At 63.0% G+C, this 20789-nt stretch carries 16 protein-coding genes and 2 pseudogenes; 13 read left to right on the top strand and 5 right to left on the bottom strand.

The features are described from left to right. Positions 1-29: 29 nt before the first annotated feature. From MRS60_RS32560 to MRS60_RS32570, 3 genes are all read right to left on the bottom strand, one after another. Positions 30-1499 (bottom strand): catalase, encoded by a 1470-nt coding sequence (locus tag MRS60_RS32560; protein WP_243566879.1) that lies wholly within the window; start codon positions 1497-1499, stop codon positions 30-32. 376 nt (positions 1500-1875) lie between these two features. Further along, positions 1876-2811, bottom strand: coding sequence for a helix-turn-helix domain-containing protein (locus MRS60_RS32565; RefSeq protein WP_131947389.1), 936 nt, complete (start codon positions 2809-2811; stop codon positions 1876-1878). A gap of 234 nt (positions 2812-3045) precedes the next feature. Continuing rightward, positions 3046-4512 carry an efflux transporter outer membrane subunit gene (locus MRS60_RS32570; RefSeq protein WP_243566880.1) on the bottom strand — a complete coding sequence of 489 codons (1467 nt, stop codon included), beginning with the start codon at positions 4510-4512 and terminating at the stop codon, positions 3046-3048. Between the two features lie 97 nt (positions 4513-4609). Between MRS60_RS32570 and MRS60_RS32575 the strand changes: the two genes are divergently transcribed. From MRS60_RS32575 to MRS60_RS32585, 3 genes are all read left to right on the top strand, one after another. Next, on the top strand, positions 4610-5227 hold the full coding sequence (locus MRS60_RS32575) for a TetR/AcrR family transcriptional regulator (protein WP_131947387.1): 618 nt from the start codon (positions 4610-4612) through the stop codon (positions 5225-5227). Between the two features lie 76 nt (positions 5228-5303). After that, the gene (locus MRS60_RS32580) at positions 5304-6425 is read left to right on the top strand and encodes an efflux RND transporter periplasmic adaptor subunit (RefSeq protein WP_131947386.1); all 1122 of its coding nucleotides are present in this window, start codon (positions 5304-5306) and stop codon (positions 6423-6425) included. Beyond that, a complete protein-coding gene (locus tag MRS60_RS32585; protein ID WP_243566881.1) occupies positions 6422-9520 on the top strand; it encodes an efflux RND transporter permease subunit in 3099 nt (1032 codons plus the stop codon). Before MRS60_RS32580 ends, MRS60_RS32585 begins: the two co-directional genes overlap by 4 nt. A gap of 468 nt (positions 9521-9988) precedes the next feature. On the opposite strand, the gene MRS60_RS32590 is transcribed toward MRS60_RS32585, so the two are convergent. Then, the gene (locus MRS60_RS32590; RefSeq protein ID WP_131947384.1) at positions 9989-10633 is read right to left on the bottom strand and encodes a TetR/AcrR family transcriptional regulator; all 645 of its coding nucleotides are present in this window, start codon (positions 10631-10633) and stop codon (positions 9989-9991) included. Between the two features lie 238 nt (positions 10634-10871). On the opposite strand from MRS60_RS32590, the gene MRS60_RS32600 reads away from it, so the two are divergent. The 10 genes and pseudogenes from MRS60_RS32600 to MRS60_RS32645 all read left to right on the top strand — a co-directional run bounded on the left by MRS60_RS32600 (position 10872) and on the right by MRS60_RS32645 (position 19520). Further along, a complete protein-coding gene (locus MRS60_RS32600; protein ID WP_347814858.1) occupies positions 10872-11057 on the top strand; it encodes an alpha/beta fold hydrolase in 186 nt (61 codons plus the stop codon). A gap of 74 nt (positions 11058-11131) precedes the next feature. Further along, a complete protein-coding gene (locus MRS60_RS32605) occupies positions 11132-11920 on the top strand; it encodes an SDR family NAD(P)-dependent oxidoreductase (protein ID WP_096476076.1) in 789 nt (262 codons plus the stop codon). Between the two features lie 51 nt (positions 11921-11971). Continuing rightward, a complete protein-coding gene (locus tag MRS60_RS32610; RefSeq protein ID WP_126365542.1) occupies positions 11972-12934 on the top strand; it encodes an alpha/beta fold hydrolase in 963 nt (320 codons plus the stop codon). Positions 12935-12992: 58 nt separating this feature from the next. After that, positions 12993-13838, top strand: coding sequence for an alpha/beta fold hydrolase (locus MRS60_RS32615; protein WP_096476074.1), 846 nt, complete (start codon positions 12993-12995; stop codon positions 13836-13838). A gap of 463 nt (positions 13839-14301) precedes the next feature. Continuing rightward, positions 14302-15552, top strand: a complete 1251-nt coding sequence (locus MRS60_RS32620) for an NADH:flavin oxidoreductase/NADH oxidase family protein (protein WP_243567437.1) — start codon at positions 14302-14304, stop codon at positions 15550-15552. 43 nt (positions 15553-15595) lie between these two features. Beyond that, a pseudogene (locus MRS60_RS32625) lies at positions 15596-16167 on the top strand (TetR/AcrR family transcriptional regulator). Positions 16168-16239: 72 nt separating this feature from the next. Then, positions 16240-17226, top strand: coding sequence for an MDR family oxidoreductase (locus MRS60_RS32630; RefSeq protein ID WP_126365540.1), 987 nt, complete (start codon positions 16240-16242; stop codon positions 17224-17226). Positions 17227-17249: 23 nt separating this feature from the next. Next, positions 17250-18113: an alpha/beta fold hydrolase gene (locus tag MRS60_RS32635; protein WP_243566882.1), complete on the top strand. Its 864-nt coding sequence runs from the start codon at positions 17250-17252 to the stop codon at positions 18111-18113. A gap of 187 nt (positions 18114-18300) precedes the next feature. Beyond that, on the top strand, positions 18301-18462 hold the full coding sequence (locus MRS60_RS32640) for a zinc-binding dehydrogenase (protein WP_226229036.1): 162 nt from the start codon (positions 18301-18303) through the stop codon (positions 18460-18462). A 56-nt stretch (positions 18463-18518) separates the two neighbouring features. Then, positions 18519-19520, top strand: a complete 1002-nt coding sequence (locus MRS60_RS32645; RefSeq protein ID WP_243566883.1) for an NADP-dependent oxidoreductase — start codon at positions 18519-18521, stop codon at positions 19518-19520. Positions 19521-20099: 579 nt separating this feature from the next. On the opposite strand, the pseudogene MRS60_RS32655 reads toward MRS60_RS32645, so the two are convergent. Then, positions 20100-20675, bottom strand: a pseudogene (locus MRS60_RS32655) (alcohol dehydrogenase catalytic domain-containing protein); the annotation flags it as partial. Between the last annotated feature and the right edge of the window lie 114 nt (positions 20676-20789).

A 20789-nucleotide genomic window follows, 5' to 3' on the forward strand; every position in this document is an offset into this window, starting at 1 on the left:
CCTGGTGGACGCCGCACGCGAATGGCCGGTTACTTCGTCGCAGTCGTCGCCCCGATTCTTGCGAGGGCCTCGCGAACGCCCGCGCCGTACTCGGGGTCCGCCTGCGCGCAATTGAGGATGTGGCGTTCCTGGATATGCGCGTGGACGGAGGCCATCTGCCGGGCGGTGTTATCGAACAGCAACTGTTGCTGCGCATGACTCATCAGGCGAAACAGATTTCCGGGCTGCGCGAAGTGATCGACGTCCACGCGGTGGTCCCAATGTGCGGCGTCGCCTTCGATCCGCAGCGGCGGCTCGTGAAGATCGGGCTGCACTTCCCACTCGCCGGAACTGTTCGGGTAGTAAGACGGTGTGCTGCCGAGGTTGTCGTCGGTGCGCATGGCGCCATCGCGGTGATAGCTGTGGAATGGGCACTTCGGTGCATTGACGGGAATGTGATTGAAGTTCACGCCCAGCCGATAACGTTGCGTGTCGCCATAAGAGAAGAGCCGCGCCTGCAGCATCTTGTCCGGCGAAAAGCCGATGCCTGGCACGACGTTCGCGGGCGAGAAGGCCGCCTGCTCGACCTCGGCGAAATAATTGCCCGGGTTGCGGTTCAATTCGAGTACGCCTACCTCGATCAACGGGAAATCGCTTTTCGGCCAGACCTTGGTCAGGTCGAACGGGTTGAACGGCAGAGCCCTGGCCTCGTCGTCGTTCATCACCTGAATGAAGAGGGTCCAGCGTGGGAAGTCGCCGCGTTCGATGCTCTCGTAAAGATCGCGGCCATGCGTTTCGCGATCCTTGCCCACGAGCTGTTCGGCTTCGCCGTCGGTCAGATTCTCGATGCCTTGCTGCGTACGGAAGTGGAACTTCACCCACGTTCGCCGATTGTCGGCATCGACGAGGCTGAACGTATGACTGCCGAATCCGTGCATGTGGCGATAGCTGCGCGGTATGCCCCTGTCGCTCATGACGATCGTGACCTGGTGAAGCGCCTCCGGCAGGAGCGTCCAGAAGTCCCAGTTGCTGTTTGCGCTGCGCAGTCCCGTGCGCGGGTCGCGCTTGATCGCGTGATTGAGATCGGGAAAACGCAGCGGGTCACGGAAAAAGAACACGGGCGTGTTGTTGCCCACGATGTCCCAGTTCCCTTCTTCCGTATAGAACTTCACCGCGAAGCCGCGGATGTCGCGCTCGGCATCCGCGGCGCCGCGCTCGCCGGCGACTGTCGAAAAGCGCATGAATACCGGCGTTGCCTTGCCGATTTCCGAAAAGAGTTTCGCCTTGGTGTAGCGCGTGATGTCGTGCGTCACCGTGAATACGCCGTGCGCGCCCGATCCTTTGGCGTGCATGCGTCGTTCGGGAATGACCTCGCGGTCGAAGTGCGCGAGTTTCTCGATCAGCCAGATATCCTGCAGCAGCGCGGGACCGCGCGGGCCGGCCGTTTCGATGTTCAGATTGTCGTCAACGGGCGCACCCGTTGCGTGATCAAGATGCGTAGACGTATCGCGATTTTTCATGCGCCGACTCCAGGAGGGTTGGGCGGACCGGCGCAGCGCCATGCCGTTTCGGGGCGGGCGGCCGCGCGAGGCTTTACGGGAAAATCAACGTGCTATCTCGGCAGGTGCGCCGAAATGAAATGGCCGGACCGCGATGGCCACCCGTTCAACGAGTGACGAGCCGCAGAGGCATCGACGAGTCGATGTGGGACAAGCGTACCTGCCGGGTGCCCGCGCGATCTTGTATAAAACAACGATTCGTTGGACGATTCGCGGACGACCGTCGAATACCGGGGAGCAGTGGCTGAATTCGGATCGGGAGGCGGGGGGCGTGGCGCGTCGATGCATATCGAGCGGGCACACATACGCCGCCCACGACGTTTGCACGTGTCCGGTGCTATCGGTTCCGCTGCGCCCAGTCTTTCGGCCCGCACCCCTCGAGACGCGAGAACACGCGCGAAAAATGACTCTGGTCGAAAAATCCGCAGTCCGATGCGATGCTGGCCAGGCTCGCATCGGTTTCCCGCAACAGCGATTTCGCGCGCTCGATACGTCGCTTGAGCAGCCACTGATGGGGCGTGCTGCCGGTGGTCTGCTTGAAGGCCTCGCCGAAGTAGCTGGTGGAGAGATTGCACTCGCGCGCGAGATCGGCGATCGACGGATTGTCGTGCAGGTGGGACGCGAAATAATCCTCGATGCGCCGCATCTGCCACGGAGCGAGTCCGGAGCGGCGTGGCCGGAGCACCGGCTCGGCTCGGCCGTATCGTGTGACGACGTGTTCGCAAAACGCCAGCGCGAGGTAATCGATGAACAGCGCACTCGTCAGGTCGGGCTGCTGCAGGACCGCCTGCAGCGTATGCGAAAGACTGAACAGCACCGGGTCGCTGGCGCCGAGATGCGGCTGCACGAGTCCTCCTATGCGCCGGCGCCGCTTTTGATCGGTGAATTCCTCGATCGCACCCTGGGCCAGATAGAGCCGCATGGTATCGAACGGCATGTCGAGACGGCGCGTCGGGCTCGAGCGCAGGTCAAGCAGATAGCAACTGCCGGGGGGACTGCACGATGCGGACGCGTCGAGGTTGCCGCTTGAATAACGGAGGCCGGGATCGGGGCCCAGTATCAGCGGCATCTGGAAGACGAAGGCTTCCTCCGGTTGCGGCGTGAGCGAGCGCCCCGGTTGGGGCCGCGGGTTGATCAACCGTGTGAACGAGATCGGTTGCCCGTGGGAGAAAACGCCGGCCCGCACGGTGGGCGCATCTCGCAGGAGAAACCGTTTGGCGAGCGTGTCGTCTGCAACGGGTTGCCCGAAATCGACAGGATCCTTGTCGTTCATTAATCGCGCCCTGGAGTGCGCCCGTTTGGGCGTTGCGTGCCTTTACCCGACGGCGGGTTCAAACGAAATCAGGCCCAATTTAGCGCAATTCGATGACGGCCGCGCGATGGGTGCTGTGACGCGCGAGACGCTGTCCGATTGCGGGCGCGACGCGCACGGCAATGGTGCGGTTCGCACTCGGGCGACCCCGGGATATGCGCGGGCTTCGTTGCGCGCCGATGCAGGGCGGCTTCGTCAGCGTGAACTCAACGACGTCTGCCCGACGTGCGATGCCGGATCCCAGCCGCCGCCGAGCGCCTTGAACGTCGAGATCGCTGCCCGCGCGGATTCCGTCTGTGCTTGCGCACGCGCGTCGGCGGCCTGCAGCAGCGTCTCGTTGGCGTGCAATACGTCGATGAAACTCGCGGCACCGCTGCGGTACGCGGTCATCGAGGCATCCTTGGCGCGGGAAAACGACGACTCGGCATGCGACAGCGTGGCAGCCTGCACCTGTCGATTCACCAATGACGAGAGCGAGTTTTCGACGTCCTCGGACGCGCGGAGTACGGCCTGCCGATATGCCGCGAGCGCTTGCGCGTCGGCGCCTTTCGCCGCGTCGACGTCGGCGCCGATACGCGCGAAATCGAACAGGCGCCAGCGCAGCCCGACGAGGCCGGCCGCCTGGTTGGCGCCGCCCGAGAACAACGTACCGGCAGCGGCGGAGGTCGCGCTGCCGAGGAAGGCGTTCAGCGAGACCGTCGGGTAGTACTCGCCGATCGCAGCGCCAATGCGCGCATTGGCCGCGGCGAGGTGACGTTCGGCGGCGATCAGATCGGGACGTCTTTGCAGCAGATCGGCCGGCGTGCCCATTTCCGCGAGCGACGGCGCAACCGGGATCAGGGACGGCGGGCTCAGCTCGGCCCGGTGCGTGCCGGGCGGGGTGCCGAGCATCACGTCGAGGGCGTTCGACGCTGCATCGAGCGCCGCGAGGAGGACGGGCACGCCGGCCTGAACCTGGTCGAGCGCGCCTTGCGCCTGCTGAACCTGATAGTCGGCCGCCGCGCCTTTCGAATACAGGAGTTTCACGTCCGCGAGCAGCGCCTGCTGCGTCTGCACCTGCCGGGTCGCGATATCCAGGCGGGCCTGGAGCCCCCGGATCGTGACGTAGATATCCGCGGTCTGGGCCGCGACGGCAAGTCGGGTGGCGACCGCCGCCGCCTGCGTCGCCGCGTAATCGGCGAGCGCGGCTTCACGCTGACGGCGCAGACCGCCAAAGATGTCGATCTCCCAACCGGCCTCCAGGTTGGTTTCGTACTCGCTGCCCCAGCGCGCGTAACCCGGCGTGGCATTGAGCAACTGCCCCAACGGCGTGTCGACGGATTGATAGGCGCGCGCCGCCGACGCGGAGACGTAGGCCGACGGAAGCAGCGCCGCGTTGGCCGTGCCGAGGCGCGCGCGCGCCTGGGTGATTTGCGCGACGGCCTGGGCCAGGTCCAGGTTCTGGGCCAGCGCGAGCGAAACGTAACGCGTGAGCAGCGGGTCGTTGAAGCTTTCCCACCATGCGGACAGATCGGCAACCGGAGCCTGTGCCGTGCCGGCGGGCGGCTGGGTCATGTAGTGCTGCGCCAGCGGCGCATCCGGGCGGTGGTAGTCGGGACCCACGGCGCACGCCGAAAGGGCGGCAACGCTGGTCAGGAGAACAAGTGGACGGTGCAGGGGCATGATCATCTCGGGGGCGCAGCGGGAGAGCGGATAGTGTGACCAATATACAATATGGTCACACGTTGTCAACTGACGAGTGAGGGACTAAGCTTGAGACATGAACAAACCGACTCCCTCCGCCTCCTCGTCCCGTGGCCCCTCGGACCACGAAGTTCGCGCCCAGATCGTCGACGCCGCAACGGAATACTTCAGCCGCTACGGCTACGAAAAGACCACCGTTTCCGACCTCGCGAAGGAAATCGGGTTTTCAAAAGCCTATATCTACAAATTTTTCGATTCCAAACAGGCGATCGGTCAGGTCATCTGCGCGAATCGCCTCGCCGCGATGATTGCCGCAGTCAGGGAAAACATCGACGGCGCGCACAGTGCGACGGAAAAATTTCGCTGCATGTTCAAGACTTTACTTGAAACCGGATGTCAGCTCTTCTTCCAGGATCGCAAGCTCTACGATATTGCCGCCGTGTCGGCCGAATCGCTCTGGCCATCTGTCCGGAGTTATGAGGACCAGATCCGGCAACTCATCGCCGATATCCTGCGGCTCGGACGCGAAACCGGCGAATTCGAACGCAAGACGCCGCCAGACGAGGCGGTGAATGCGATTTTTCTGGTGATGAAACCTTACTTCAGTCCCTTGCTGCTCCAGTACAACCTCGATGGCGCGGAAGAGGCGACGGCCCAACTCGCGAGCCTGGTACTCAGAAGTCTTGCTCCATGAATCTCGATGTGACTATTGACTGATTTGGTCACAAGTATCAGAATGAGACCTCCTGTTCTTTGCGAGAGGGGATCTCATGTTCCGGCGCCATCGTCTTGTCTACACATTGGGCCTGGCTTCGCTTGCGCTCGCGGCATGCGGCGAGCATCCGGCCGCCGATCCGCGTACCGAGGCGCCACTTGTGCGTACGAGCGCCGTTCACGGCGCCGCGGGGGTGAGCCGGTCGTTTTCGGGTGTCGTCGGCGCCCGCGTTCAGAGCGATCTCGGTTTCCGGGTTCAGGGCAAGGTCATCGAGCGACTGGTCGACGCGGGCCAGACGGTCAAGCGCGGCCAGCCCCTGATGCGTATCGATCCGATCGATCTGGGACTGCAGGCCCGTGCGCAGCAGAAGCTCGTGGATGCCGCGCAGGCGCGGGCGACGCAGACAGCCGCCGACGAGGCGCGCTATCGGGATCTCGTCGCGGCAGGCGCGGTTTCGGCATCGACCTATGACCAGCTCAAGGCGGCCGCGGACTCCGCCAAGGCCCAGCTCGTCGCGGCGCAGGCGCAGGCCGTGCTCGCCAACAACGCGTCCGGATACGCCGTCGTCATGGCGGACGCCGACGGCGTGGTGGTCGAGACGCTGGCGGAGCCCGGCCAGGTCGTCGCGCCAGGACAAATCGTCGTGCGGCTCGCGCATGCCGGCCCCCGCGAGGCCGTCGTCCAGCTTCCCGAGACGCTGCGTCCCGCATCCGGCTCGATCGCCGAGGCGACGCTTTACGGCGCGGCCCAGAAGCCTGTTCCCGCCGTCCTGCGCCAGCTCTCCGACTCCGCCGATCGGCTGACGCGGACCTACGAGGCGAGGTACGTCCTCCAGGGCACGCTGTCGAATGCGCCGCTCGGCGCGACCGTGACGCTCGATCTCGCCGGCGACGGCGGCCACGCACCCGCCGCCATGGTGGTGCCGGTCGGCGCCGTGTTCGATCCGGGCACCGGCACCGGGGTCTGGACGGTCGACCGGGCCCAGTCGCGTGTGACCTGGCGCAAGGTGCGTGTCACCGCATTGAGCGACGACAGCGCGACGGTGACAGGCGACCTTCGCGAGGGCGACCAGGTCGTCGCGCTCGGTGCCCAGTTGTTGCACGACGGAGAGCATGTGCGTCTCGCCAACGACAAGATGATCGCGGCATCCGTCTCCGCGCAAGGAGCGGCGCAATGAGCGGCTTCAATTTGTCGGCGCTTGCGGTGCGGGAGCGCTCGGTCACGCTGTTTCTGATCATCCTGATTTCGATCGCCGGCGTGATTGCTTTCCTAAAACTGGGGCGGGCCGAAGATCCGCCCTTTACCGTCAAGTCGATGACGGTCATTACGGCATGGCCCGGCGCGACCGCGCAGGAAATGCAGGACCAGGTGGCCGAGCCGCTCGAAAAGCGCATGCAGGAACTGCGCTGGTACGACCGGACCGAGACCTATACGCGTCCGGGGCTTGCCTTCACCACCGTGACCTTGCTCGACAGCACGCCGCCCGCGGACGTGCCCGAGGAGTTCTATCAGGCGCGCAAGAAGCTGCACGACGAAGCGGGCAACCTGCCGCCCGGCGTGATCGGCCCGCTCGTCAACGATGAGTATTCCGACGTAACGTTCGCGCTGTTCGCGCTCAAGGCGAAAGGCGAGCCGCAACGATCGCTGGTGCGCGACGCCGAGGGCTTGCGCCAGCGGCTCCTTCATGTGCCGGGCGTCAAGAAGGTAAACATCATCGGCGAGCAGGCGGAACGGATCTATGTGTCGTTTTCGCACGACCGGCTCGCGACGCTCGGCGTGACGCCTCAGGAAATCTTTGCCGCGTTGAACAACCAGAACGTTCTGACGCCGGCTGGTTCGATCGATACGGCGGGCGCGCAGGTCTTCATTCGTGTCGAAGGCGCCTTCGACAAGCTGCAGACCATTCGTGACACGCCGATCGTCGTTCAGGGCCGCACGCTGAAGCTCTCCGATGTGGCGACCGTCGAACGCGGTTACGAAGACCCGGCCACGTTCCAGATTCGCAACAACGGCGAACCGGCGTTGCTGCTCGGCGTCGTGATGCGGGACGGCTGGAACGGGCTCAACCTCGGCAAGGCGCTCGACGCGGAGGTCGCATCGATCAATGCCGGGATGCCGCTGGGCATGAGCCTCGCGAAGGTGACCGACCAGGCCGTCAATATCCATTCGGCTGTCGACGAATTCATGGTCAAGTTCTTTGTCGCGCTGCTCGTGGTGATGGTCGTGAGCTTCGCGAGCATGGGATGGCGCGTCGGCATCGTCGTGTCGGCGGCAGTGCCGCTGACGCTCGCGGGGGTCTTCGTCGTGATGGCCGCCACGGGCAAGAGTTTCGACCGCATCACGCTCGGTTCGCTGATTCTCGCGCTGGGCCTGCTCGTCGACGACGCGATCATCGCCATCGAAATGATGGTCGTGAAAATGGAGGAGGGCTATAACCGCGTCCAGGCGTCGGCTTACGCCTGGAGCCACACGGCCGCGCCGATGCTGTCGGGCACGCTGGTCACGGCGGTCGGCTTCATGCCGAACGGCTTCGCGCGCTCGACGGCCGGCGAATACACGAGCAACATGTTCTGGATCGTCGGCATCGCGTTGATCACGTCGTGGGTCGTGGCCGTCGTCTTCACACCGTACCTCGGCGTCAAGCTGTTACCCGACATTGCCGTGATCGAAGGCGGCCACGAGGCGATCTACAACACGCGGAACTACCAGCGTTTTCGCCGTTTCCTCGGGCGCGTGATCGGCCGCAAGTGGATGGTCGCCGGGATCGTGGTGGCGTCGTTCGTCGTCGCCGTGATGGGCATGGGACTGGTGAAGAAGCAGTTCTTCCCGACGTCCGATCGCCCGGAAGTGCTCGTCGAAGTGCAGATGCCCTATGGGACTTCGATCGAGCAGACCGCGTCGGCAACGGAAAAGGTCGAGGCATGGCTCGCGAAGCAGCCGGAAGCGCAGATCGTGACCTCGTACATCGGGCAGGGCGCTCCGCGCTTCTATCTGGCCATGTCCCCGGAGCTGCCGGATTCGTCCTTCTCGAAGATCGTGATCCGCACGAACGCTGAGCACCAGCGGGAAGCGCTCAAATTCCGTCTGCGCAAGGTCGTCGCCGAAGGATTGGTGCCCGGGGCGCAGGTTCGCGTCACGCAGCTGGTGTTCGGCCCTTACTCGCCTTACCCCGTTGCGTTCAGGGTCGTGGGCCCGGACGCGGGGACGTTGCGCACCATCGCCGCGCAGGTCGAGCGGACCATGAACGCCAGCCCGATGATGCGAACGGTGAACGCCGACTGGGGGCCGCGCGTTCCCACCGTGCATTTCACGCTCGATCAAAATCGTCTCGGGTCGTTCGGGCTGACGTCCAGCTCGGTCGCGCAGCAACTGCAATTCCTGCTGACCGGAATTCCCGTCACGCACGTGCGCGAGGACATTCGTTCGGTGGAGCTGGTCGCGCGTTCGGCGGGAGACACCCGGCTCGACCCGCAACGGATCGGAGGATTCACGCTGATCGGTAACGCAGGGCAGCGGGTGCCGCTCTCGCAGGTCGGCAAGGTCGACATCCGCATGGAGGATCCGATCCTGCGCCGTCGCGATCGAACGCCGACGATCACCGTGCGTGGCGATATCGCCGAAGGATTGCAACCGCCCGACGTGTCGACCGCGATGCTTGCGCAATTGCAGCCCATCATCGCGAAGCTGCCGGGCGGCTACCGGATCGAGGAGGCCGGCTCCATCGAGGAGGCCAACAAGGCGACCAATGCGCTCGCGCCGCTGTTCCCGATCATGATTGCGCTGACGCTGCTCATCATCATTTTCCAGACGCGCTCGATTGCCGCGACCATGATGGTGTTCGCGACCAGTCCGCTGGGTTTGATCGGCGTGGTGCCGACGCTCCTGCTGTTCAATCAGCCCTTCGGCATCAACGCATTGGTGGGGCTCATTGCGCTCTCCGGCATCCTGATGCGCAACACGCTGATCCTGATCGGCCAGATCGAAGAGAACACGCGTGCGGGCATGGCGCCGTTCGATGCGGTAGTGGAGGCCACCCTGCAGCGCTCGAGGCCCGTGATCCTGACTGCGGTTGCCGCGATGCTTGCGTTCATTCCGCTGACCCATTCCGTGTTCTGGGGCACGCTGGCTTATACGCTGATCGGAGGAACTTTCGCCGGAACGATACTGACGTTGGTGTTTCTGCCAGCTATGTACTCGATCTGGTTCAAGATCCGGCCCGGGGCAGAGGAAAGCCACTCTGCGCTCGAACCCAGTGCCAGCGTGACTTCGTAGACATGTGCGCTCCGGGTGATGATGGTCTCGCCCGGGGGCCGTCGATGTGAACCAGCAACACGACGCGTCCGGCCGGAAAGCAACTCCGCGCAATGGCCACGCTTCATTTTTCCGGTTCTCGGCGAGCTCATCGCAGCCTCCGGCGCCGGATACCCGGCGGCCGAACAGCTTACGCGGCACGAAAGCGGACATTTCTATGTAGCCACTACAACCAAAAAAATCGATCATCAGCATTATGTAAAATCAAAGGCTAACAAACTTCAGCATCGGTCACGATTGCATTCCTCGACGTTGGCGATATCGTGATCTGCGGCCTCTCGGATTGCAGCCTAATGGGCACGAGTTAGCACTGCACCAGCTTCAATCATTTGCCCGCCGTCCCAAACTGGCTGCGCCATGCCGATTCCGCAAAGTCCATTAATACCGCGCATCAATACGCTACGCCGTGACTCAGATTCTGGTGACCGGCTACCCACTCGAGCTCGGGGAGCAACTATCGTTGCGCTTGCGCGTAGTTGCGCGCATTTTCGCAGTCGAGCACACAGGCGGACTCAGCGACGCGCGGATCTCGTTGCGGCAAGCCGCCAGAATCTCGTCGGCCAGCGGCGAATCGTCCGGGCAGGCGCGCGACAAGACAATGGCGCCGACCGCATGAGCAAATATGTCGAGCAACTTGGCTCGCCCCTGCCCTGAGTCTGCACCGTTCAATACAGCGCCCTCGCCGCTCAACGCAGCCAACAAGCTTTCGATGCCGTCCGCGAACGTCGACCGGACCACTTCCGGCTGACGTGCGGCGTCGCCGCCCAGTGCCGCCATGGTGCATCCGGTGGACCGGGCGTCGCGGTGCTCACGCGAGACATACTGCTCGACGAACTGCAAGGGATCTACCCCCACGGTGAGCGCTGCTGTCTGCGCCATGCCGCAGGCGGCCGACTCCGCCATTAGATCCGTCTTGGAGCCGAACTGCCGGTAGAAGCCTCCGTGCGTGAATCCAGCCGCAGCCATGAGATCCGCGACTCCGACCCCATCGTAGCCCCGTTCGCGAAACAACTTGGACGCTGTCTCGACAACCAGCGCCCGGTTCGCCTGCGCTTGCGCCTTGGTGACCTTCATGTTTACCGCCGTGAATTCATGACTGCTAGGCCGTCACTATACATTGATGTCACTCAAAATCAAAACGTTGACATATTAGATTATGATCGTCATCATAACGGTAATTCAACACGACGAGCAACTGCGCCATGACCGAGAGGACGCTTTTTGAGCCATACACCCTGGGCGGCCTGACCCTTGCCAATCGCATCGTTATGGCACCGCTGACGCGTATCTGAAAGAGATTAAGCAGCCCACGCTGGTGGTCAATGGACGCGAGGACATCATGGTGCCGAGCATCAACTCGTTCACACTGCAGCAGCACATCCCGAACGCCCAGCTGATCCTGGGCCCGGACTCGGGACACGGCTCGCAGTTCCAATATCCCGAGCCGTTTGTCGCCCACACGGCCCTGTTCCTGGATCAGCCGGGCCCTGCGTCCTGAGCGGGCACCAAAGATCTGCTTCTGGCGCAATCACCACTGCCCAATCCAACCTGACACCGACAAGGAATCAAATCATGAGCACACTGCCTACCGTCCTCATCACCGGCGCCTCCAGCGGTATCGGTGCCACCTACGCCGAACGCTTCGCCAAACGCGGCCACAAGCTCGTGCTCGTCGCCCGCGACAAGGCGCGACTGGAAGCCTTGGCCGACCGCTTGCGCGCTGAAGCCAAGGTGTCCATCGACGTGCTGCCGGCCGATCTCAACCAAGAGGCCGACATCGCTGCGGTCGAAGCACAACTGCGTGACGATGCCAGCATCGGCGTCCTGATCAACAACGCCGGCACAGCACAGTCCGGTGGCTTCCTGCAGCAATCGGCCGAGAGCATCGAGCGGCTGATCGGGCTCAACACCACCGCGCTGACGCGCCTGGCTGCCGCAGTCGCGCCGCGATTCGCCCAGGCGGGCATCGGTGCGATCGTCAACATCGGTTCGGTGGTGGGTTTCGCACCCGAGTTCGGCATGTCGATCTACGGTGCGACCAAGGCGTTCGTACTGTTCCTATCGCAGGGCCTGAACCTGGAACTGGGTTCCAAGGGCGTGTACGTGCAGGCCGTTCTACCGGCGGGCACCCGCACCGAGATTTGGGACCGCGCCGGTATCGACGTCAAGACGCTCCCCGACTTGATGGACGTGGGCGAGCTGGTCGATGCGGCGCTCGTCGGCTTCGATCGCCGCGAACTGGTCACGATCCCGCCGCTGCATGCCGCCGAGCGCTGGGACGCGCTGGACCGCGCACGCCAGACGCTGCTGGGCGACATTCGCCAGGCCCACGCGGCCGAGCGCTATCGATCGCACGACTGATTCTCGCCTCTTGTTTCTCGCCGAGCCTTCGCCCATTCCAATGGAGACAGCATGTCTTATCTGTCACGAGCAGCAGGCCTGTGCCTGATCGCGTTGTCCGTAGCGCTGCTGTCCGCATGCGCCACGGCCGACAAGTCGCCTACGGCACCAAGCATCGCCATCGCAGCCACTGTGCAGAGCGTGTCGTGGAAGAACGTGCCCACGCAGGTCATCTCGGCCGACGGTGTGGACTTCGCCTACCGCGAACTGGGCCAGGACAACGGTGGCACGCCCGTGATCTTTCTGGTCCACTTGGCGGGCGTTATGGACAACTGGGATCCTCGAGTGGTGGACGGCATCGCCGCGAAGCATCACGTGGTCGCGTTCGACAACCGCGGCATTGGTGCGTCCACGGGCAAGCCGGCCGACACCATCGAGAAAATGGCGGACGACGCCATCACCTTCATCAAGGCCAAAGGCTTCAAGCAGGTTGACCTTTTCGGCTTCTCGATGGGCGGGATGGTCGCGCAGGAGATTGTGTTGAAGGAACCTCAACTCGTGCGCAAGCTGATCCTGACGGGCACTGGCCCCGCGGGCGGTCCCGGCATCAGCACCGTTGCGAGAGTGGCGAACTACGACCTGATACGCGCGATGTTCACCGGCCAAGACCCGAAGCAGTATCTCTTCTTCACGCGTACGCCCAATGGTATCGCGGCCGGCAAGGCCTTCCTGCAACGCCTGCAGGAACGCACGGAGAACCGAGACAAGAGTATTACCGTGGGCGCCTACATGGCCCAGCTTCGGGCGCTCAAAGCGTGGGGACAGAAGCACCCGGCCGATCTTTCGGTGGTAAAGCAGCCCGCACTGGTAGCCAACGGCGATGACGATCGGATGGTCCCGACCAGTAATACCTACGACCTCGCCAAGCGCCTGCCGAACAGCGAACTGATCATCTACCCCGACGCCGGCCATGGGGGGATCTTCCAGTACCACGAGGATTTCGTGCCGAAGGCGCTCGCCTTCTTGGCGAAGTGACCCTGAGCCGGACGGAAACGGCCTCGCCGTCGCGCTCCTAAGATAGAAGGACACTGCAATGACTGACACCCATCTCAATGCGCCCACCCGTTATGTCGAGGTTGACGGCGCTCGATTCGCCTACCGGCGCTGGGGCAACACGGGCACCTCGCAGCCCCCCTTGTTGATGTTGCAGCACTTTCGTGGTGGCATGGACCATTGGGATCCCTTAATGACGGATGGTTTGGCCGAAGGTCGGGAGGTTATCCTGTACAACGGCCGGGGCATCGCCTCTTCCGGTGGAACCCCTCGCACCCGCATCGAAGACATGGCCGACGACGCGGCAGCCGTCGTTCGAGCCCTTGGCTCGCAGCAGGTTGACGTCCTGGGCTTCTCGCTCGGTGGCTTCCAAGCGCTGGACCTGACTTGGCGCCATCCGAAACTGGTGCGCAAGCTCATGCTGTTGGGTACCGGCCCGCGCGGTGGTGATCCCGACATGGAGCCGAAGGTACTGTCGACGGCGCCTCGGCCCGTACCGGTATTCGAAGACTTCGAGTACCTGTTCTTTGGTCGCTCCGAAGCGGCAAAGAAGGCCGCGCGCGAGTTTTGGGAGCGCCGCCACCAGCGCGCTGACCAGGATCCGCCGTCGTCTCAGGAGGTGGCCGCTGCGCAGATCGAAGCCAACATGCATTACCTGCCCAGGGTTTCGGAAGACGACCCGTTCGCGTACCTGCGTGGCATCCAACAACCGACGTTCATCCTGAACGGCGTGCACGACGTGATGATCCCGACCGTCAACTCGTTCTACATGGCGCGCAATATCCCCAACGCACAGTTGTTCATCTATCCCGATGCCGGGCACGGTGCGCAATTCCAATACCCGAAGCGCTTCCTGCACCACGCCGTGCACTTCCTCGGCGAATGACGGCGCCACCGACACTCCTGCACGAGCGCTGATCCACCTACTCCCGAGGCCACCGACCATGCTCAAATTCAAGTTCCTGCTGTGGATGTTCACTCGGCTGCTGCAGCGCCAGCTCAAGAACAATCCCGATTGTGCCAGCTACGTCGCTGGTAAGGACTTGGTGTTCCAGATCCACACCGAGGCGGGCGTCGGTCGCACGTTCTTCATCCGCAACAGCGCCATCCACTCCGTATCAGGCCTGGTGGATCAGCCTCGCTTCACTTTCAGCTTCAAGGATGCCGGCAAGGGCTTTGAGATTCTCTCGGCCAAAGACAGCCAGAATGCCTTTCTGAAGGGCCTGGGCAACAAAGAGCTAACCATCAGCGGAGATTTTCAGGAGGTGATGTGGTTCCAGGGGCTGACGGCCTTCCTGCAGCCACCCAAGAAGATCGCGCCCTACGACCGCACAGCCTTTGAGTCGCCCATGGAAACAAACCTGCTGAACCAACCCCTGCGCCTGCCCAACGGCAGCGTACTGCGCAGTCGCCTTGCCAAGGCAGCCATGAGTGAAACGCTGGGCACCTACGACAATCGCCCGACCAAGGATCTGGTGCAGTTGTACCGGCGCTGGGCCAATACGGGTTTGGGCTTGATCATGACGGGCAACGTAATGATTGATCGTCGCGCACTGGGCGAACCCGGCAACGTGGTGATCGAGGACGAGGCGGACCTGCCGATGCTGCGACAGTGGGCACAGGCCGTGACCGGACAAGGGGCGGCTATCTGGGCCCAGCTCAACCATCCGGGCAAGCAGTCGACCAAGGGGCTGAACGCTTACAACCTCGCGCCCTCGGCCGTACCGTTCCGCGAGGACATGGCCGCTTTCTTCGAGACCCCGCGCGAAGCCACCATCGCCGAAATCCAGGACATCATCACGCGCTTCGGGCGTAGCGCGGCCATCTGCAAGAAGGCCGGATTCAGCGGTGTCGAAATCCACGGCGCCCATGGCTATCTGGTCAACCAGTTCCTCTCCCCGCACCACAACCGACGCACCGACGAATGGGGTGGCAGCCCAGAGAAGCGGCGGCGCTTCGTGCTGGCCGTCTATGCAGAGGTCCGCCGCCAAGTGGGGCCGGATTTTGCGGTGGGGATCAAGCTCAACTCGGCCGACTTCCAGCACGGTGGCTTCACCGCGGACGAGTCGATCGAGACGATCCACGCATTGGTGAATGCAGGCATCGATCTGATAGAGATTTCCGGCGGCACCTACGAGGCACCGGCCATGAGTGGTGCGATGCAGGAGCCGAAGAAGGCGTCCACCGCAGCCCGTGAAGCCTACTTCCTCGAGTTCGCCGAAAGGGTGCGCGCAGCGGTGAAGGTGCCGCTGATGGTCACCGGTGGCTTTCGCACGGCGATCGGCATGAATGACGCCCTTCGCTCCGGCGCACTCGATGTGGTCGGCCTGGCGCGGCTGCTGGCGATCGACCCTGACGCGCCTGCCGCCCTGCTTCAAGGGCGCGACAGTTCGCAGCATGTACGCCCCATCAGCACGGGGCTCAAGGCGGTCGACCGCATGGGGATCATGGAGGTGCTGTGGTACACGCGCCAGCTCAAGCGTATTGCAAGAGGCCAGTCGCCGCGTCCCGACGAGGGCGGGTTGTCTGCATTCCTGAAGTCTGCGCTCCACAGCGGTTGGGGCACGTTCCGCACGCGGCGCCTGCGGGCGCGCGGGTGAGCGTGGCCCGTTTACGGCCAGCACGCGTACAGATAAACATCGCATGAAACGACCCACCACCCGATCCAAAGAGAGTACGCACGAACGCATCGTTGATGCGGGCGCACGTGCGATCCGCCGCTTCGGCTTCGACGGGATCGGCATTGCCGACATCATGAAGCTGGCCGGCCTGACCCACGGCGGGTTCTATGCGCACTTCGCCTCCCGTGAGGTGATGCTTGCCGAGTTGGTCGACCGCGCTGGCGCAGAAGCCGTCGAGACCTTCCTGCGCATCGTGGCTGCAGCTCCGACTGGCAAATCGCAGCAGGCGTTGCTGCGCGCTTATCTGTCGCAAGAACACGTGAAGAATCCCGAGTCCGGCTGTCCGGTGGCTTCGCTGGGAACGGATCTATCTCGTCAGTCGCCGGCGATTCGTCGCGCCGCATCAAGGACCTGCTGAGCATCGTATCCCGGCATGCCACCGACAGGGAGCAGCCCGATGCGGATGCGCGTGCTCTGGTGACCGCCGCCACGATGATTGGCGCAGTCGTGCTGGCGCGCGCGGTCGACGAAGAAGCGCTCTCCGAAGTCGTGCTGTCCGCGACGCGGGCGCACCTTGTCCCTGAAACGGATTGAGATGCCATCTATTTTTTGCCCTCGCACGTGAAGCCCAGATACTGAACAAGGGACCAACCAAGAGCAATGACCATGACCTTCAAAGCACTGCTGAGCACCAAGACAGGTGACTCGATTTCCACAGATGTTGTCGATTTCGACGAAGCCGACCTAATGCCAGGCGACGTTACCGTCGCGATCGACTATTCCACCGTCAACTACAAGGACGCGATGGCGATCAGTGGCCGCGCGCCGGTGATTCGCAAGTTCCCTCTTATCCCCGGGATCGACTTCGCAGGCACGGTGGAAACCTCCTCGCATCCAGGCTTCGCGGTGGGCGAGAGTGTGGTCGCCAACGGCTGGGGGTTGAGCCAAACCAACCACGGCGGTTTCGCACAGAAGGCGCGAGTACCGGGCGACTGGCTGATCAAGCTGCCCGAGACGTTCTCGACGCACGACGCCATGGGCATCGGAACGGCCGGGTACACCGCGATGTTGTCCGTGCTCGCGCTGGAGCATGCGGGGGTAACACCGGACAAAGGCGATGTGCTGGTGACCGGCGCCGGCGGCGGAGCCGGCTCCATTGCCATCGCTTTGCTGTCGAAACTGGGCTACCGGGTGGTTGCATCGACCGGTCGGCTGGAAGAGGCCGACTACCTGCGCGAGCTGGGTGCAGCCGAAATCATCGACCGCCGCACGCTGTCCGAGCCGGGCGCTCCGATCGCCAACGAGCGCTGGGCCGGTGCGATCGACTCGGTGGGCAGCCATACGCTTGCCAACGTCCTCGCTCAAACTCAGTACCGCGGAGCGGTGGCTGCCTTCGGGCTGGCTCAGGGCGCGGACCTGCCCGGTTCGGTGCTGCCCTTCATCCTGCGTAACGTGACGCTGGCGGGAATCGACTCGGTCAATGCCCCGCAGGACTTACGGCAGAACGCATGGGCGCGTTTGGCTGTCGACCTGGATCTGGGCAAGCTTGCACGGACCACGCAGGTGGTGGGGCTGGCCGAAGTCCTGGTCCTTGTGGACCCGATGCTGCAAGGCCAGGTGCGTGGCCGCACCATCGTGGATGTCAACGCCTGAGGCCGGGCACCAAGGAGTCAACCATGTCGAGTTCCAGTGTCCAGAGTGAATCGACCACCCCCTACGCCCACGTCAAGACCCATTCGGTCGCCGCGGCGGGAACCACCTTCGCCTACCGCGAATTGGGTCCGGCAGGCGGTATTCCCGTGGTGCTGCTGAACCATTGGGGCGCCGTGCTGGACAACTTCGATCCACGCATAGTCGATGGCCTCGCTCGCCAGTATCGTGTCATCGCCGTCGACTACCGTGGGATTGGTGCATCCGGTGGCACTGCACCTGTGACCGTCGACGAGATGGCCCGCGACACCATCGCCCTGATCCGCGCGTTGGGTTTCGATCGTGTCGACCTGCTGGGGTTCTCACTGGGTGGGTTCGTCGCACAGGACGTGGCGCTGAAGGCTCCGCAGCTGGTACGCAAGCTCATCCTCACGGGCACTGGTCCCGCAGGGGGCCCAGGCATCGATCATGTCGGCGCCGTGTCCTGGCCCCTGATGCTCAAGGGCTTGCTGACTCTGCGCGACCCCAAGGCCTATTTGTTCTTTACGTCCACGGCCAATGGCCGGCAGGCCGCAAGCGCCTTCCTGAAACGGCTCAAGGAACGCAAGTCCGGTCGCGACAAGGAGCCAACGCCTCGCGCATTCCTGCGCCAGCTCAAGGCGATCAAGGCCTGGGGCCAGCAAGTGCCGCAACGCCTTGGTCATTTACAGATGCCGGTGCTGATCGCCAATGGCGATCACGACATCATGGTGCCGACCGCCCTGAGCCACGACATGGCCCGTCGCATTCCCCAGGCGCAACTCGTCATCTACAAAGACGCGGGCCACGGAGGGATTTTTCAGTACCACGCCGACTTTGTGCCCAAGGCGCTGGCGTTTCTGTCGCAATGAAGGCTGACAGAACTTGATTCGAAGCAAGTCCCATTGCAGACAGACATGACCAACACCACCACAATTGGAGAAGCAGGATGAAAGCAGTCAGATTCCACACGACCGGCGGGCCGGACGCCTTGGTCTATGAAGAGCTTCCAGATCCGGCCATCGAAGACGACGACGTGCTTACCTGGCCTTCCCGGAATTGATCCAGTCCACGCTGACAGAACTCATCGGCCTGGTTCTGTCCGGCAAGGTGGTACTACAGCCGGGAACGGTTTTGCCACTTTCGCAGGCCGCCGAAGCACATCGCCTGCTGGAAGGACGACAGACCACCGGCAAGGTGGTGCTTCAGCCATGGGCGTGAGCATCGTTCCGTCCAGACGCAAAACCACCATCAATCACACTCGAAGTCCCAACATCATGAAAGCACTCACCTTCAAACGCTACGGCAAATCGCACGAGATAGGGTTCGCTGAAGTTTCTTTCCCCACACTCAAACCCGACGAAATGCTCGTGGAGGTTCATGCCGTGGGGCTGAATCCGATCGACAACATGATCCCGACCGGCATGTTCAAAGCCGTGCTGAAATTCGAACTACCGGCCACGATGGGCAGCGACCTTGCCGGCGTGGTGAAGGAGGTCGGCAGCCGCGTGACGCGCTTCCAGCCAGGCGACGCAGTCTTCGCCAGCCTCTTCGACTTGGGCACCGGCTCGCTCGCCGAATTTGCCGTGGTGCCCGAACGCGTTGCCGCCCCGAAGCCGGCCAACCTGGACTTCGTGCAGGCGGCCTCGGTTCCTATGGTCGGGCTGACGTCGTGGCAAGCCCTGAAGGAACGCGCGAAAATTCAGAGGGGACAGAAAGTGTTCATTCCCGCAGGGTCCGGCGGAATCGGTACGTTTGCGATCCAACTGGCCAAGCACTTCGGAGCCAAGGTGGGCACGACCACCAGCACGGGCAATGTACAACTGGTGAGTGGCCTTGGCGCAGACGAGGTGGTTGACTACACGAAGCAGGAGTTCGAGAACGTGCTGCGCGGCTACGATATGGTACTGGGAACCATGCGCGGCGACTCCATCGAGAAGTCCGTCGGCATCCTCAAGCCAGGGGGCAAGATCGTGTCGCTCATCGGTCCGCTGGACGCGGCGTTCGCCAATGCTCGCCGGTTGAACTTCGTCCTGAAGTTCGTCTTCGGACTGATGAGCCGAAAGATCAGGCGCCTTGCGGCAAAGAAGGACGCCACCTACTCGTTCCTCTTCGTACGCGCCGACGGCGCGCAATTGCGCGAGATCGGCGAGTTGTTCGAATCGGGACGCATTCGACCGGTGATCGACAAGGTTTTTGCATTCGACCACGCCAAGGAAGCGCTTGAGTATTTGGCGCAAGGACGTGCGAAGGGTAAGGTCGTTGTCGAAGTCAAATGAATTGACCAGGGGACTTGGGGAAGAGTGATTTGGTAGGCATATACAAGGTAAGCCCTCGGTGAATTCATCTTGTCTATTCCACTGCACTTCATGACACACAAAAGATCGGATAGGCCCGTCCTGGGGGCAGAAAGAACCCGCGGACCTGTCCGTCGCGAAGTGCTTCGAGTTCGTCGCCAACGGCGATAACGACCGGATGATCCCGAGCAAGGATTCCGAAGACCTAGCGCGACGTCTGCCCAACAGCCGTCTCGTCATCTACCCGGATTCCTGCCACGGAGCGATATTTCAGTTCCACGACGACTTTGTTCCGAAAGCGCTCGAATTCCTGGCTCAGTAGTCCATCAAAACAGCTCGCAATTCGGCGCTCAATATCCTCCATGTTTCCTCGCAAGCGCGATTCCCATGGCGTACTTTGGGATCCGTCTGGAGCGCCGATCCATCCGGGGCGGCGTTTCCTGCCGCCCAAGCGCGATCATGTTCCCGGATGGACGATGATCTTGCCCATCACCTCTCGGGCCGCCATCCTGGCCATAGCATCGGCCGCACCTCCCAAAGGAATGCGCTCGGTAATGACTGGGCATAGTCGATCGTTTCGTCCGCTCCCGAGTCGCGGCACAACGCCAGTTTGTCGCGCGTCGATGCCGCTGCGATGACGCGTGCGCCCATCGCCTTCGCGATCCCGATCGCAGCAAGACCGACCCCACCGGCCGCCCCCATTACAAGCAGCGTTTCGCCGGATTCGAGGTAGGCACGATGCCGCAGCGCGTGTAGCGATGTGCCGTAGGTCAGCATGAACGATGCACCCGAATCAAAGTTCATGCCGGCCGGCAGTCTCATGAGATGGCGCGCGTCGGCGACACAGTATTCGGCGAATGCGCCGTAGCCAGTCGAGCCGACCACTGCGTCGCCGATTTGCCAATTGTCGACGCCCTCGCCGACGGCGTCGACCACGCCGGAAAATTCGGCGCCGGGAGAAAACGGCAACGGAGGCTTCAACTGGTAAAGGCCCTGCACGATCAAGGCGTCCGGGAAATTGAGCGAGGCGGCCTTCACGCGAATTCGGACCTCGCCAACCGCCGGCTCGGGTTGCGCCACATTTTCGAGCAGCAATTGATCGATAGGCCCGAATGCCTTGCATACCAGCGCTTTCATATTGTCCAGCCTCCTCGTGTCATCAAACACGCCATGCCCTGCTCTCCCGGCCTGCGTCGCGAAAACGCGCGGCGACGCGATTCGGGCAGAGTGCTCATGCGTTTGACTGGCCAG

Origin of the sequence: Burkholderia pyrrocinia (genome assembly GCF_022809715.1) — a bacterium.
Taxonomy (GTDB): domain Bacteria; phylum Pseudomonadota; class Gammaproteobacteria; order Burkholderiales; family Burkholderiaceae; genus Burkholderia; species Burkholderia pyrrocinia_C.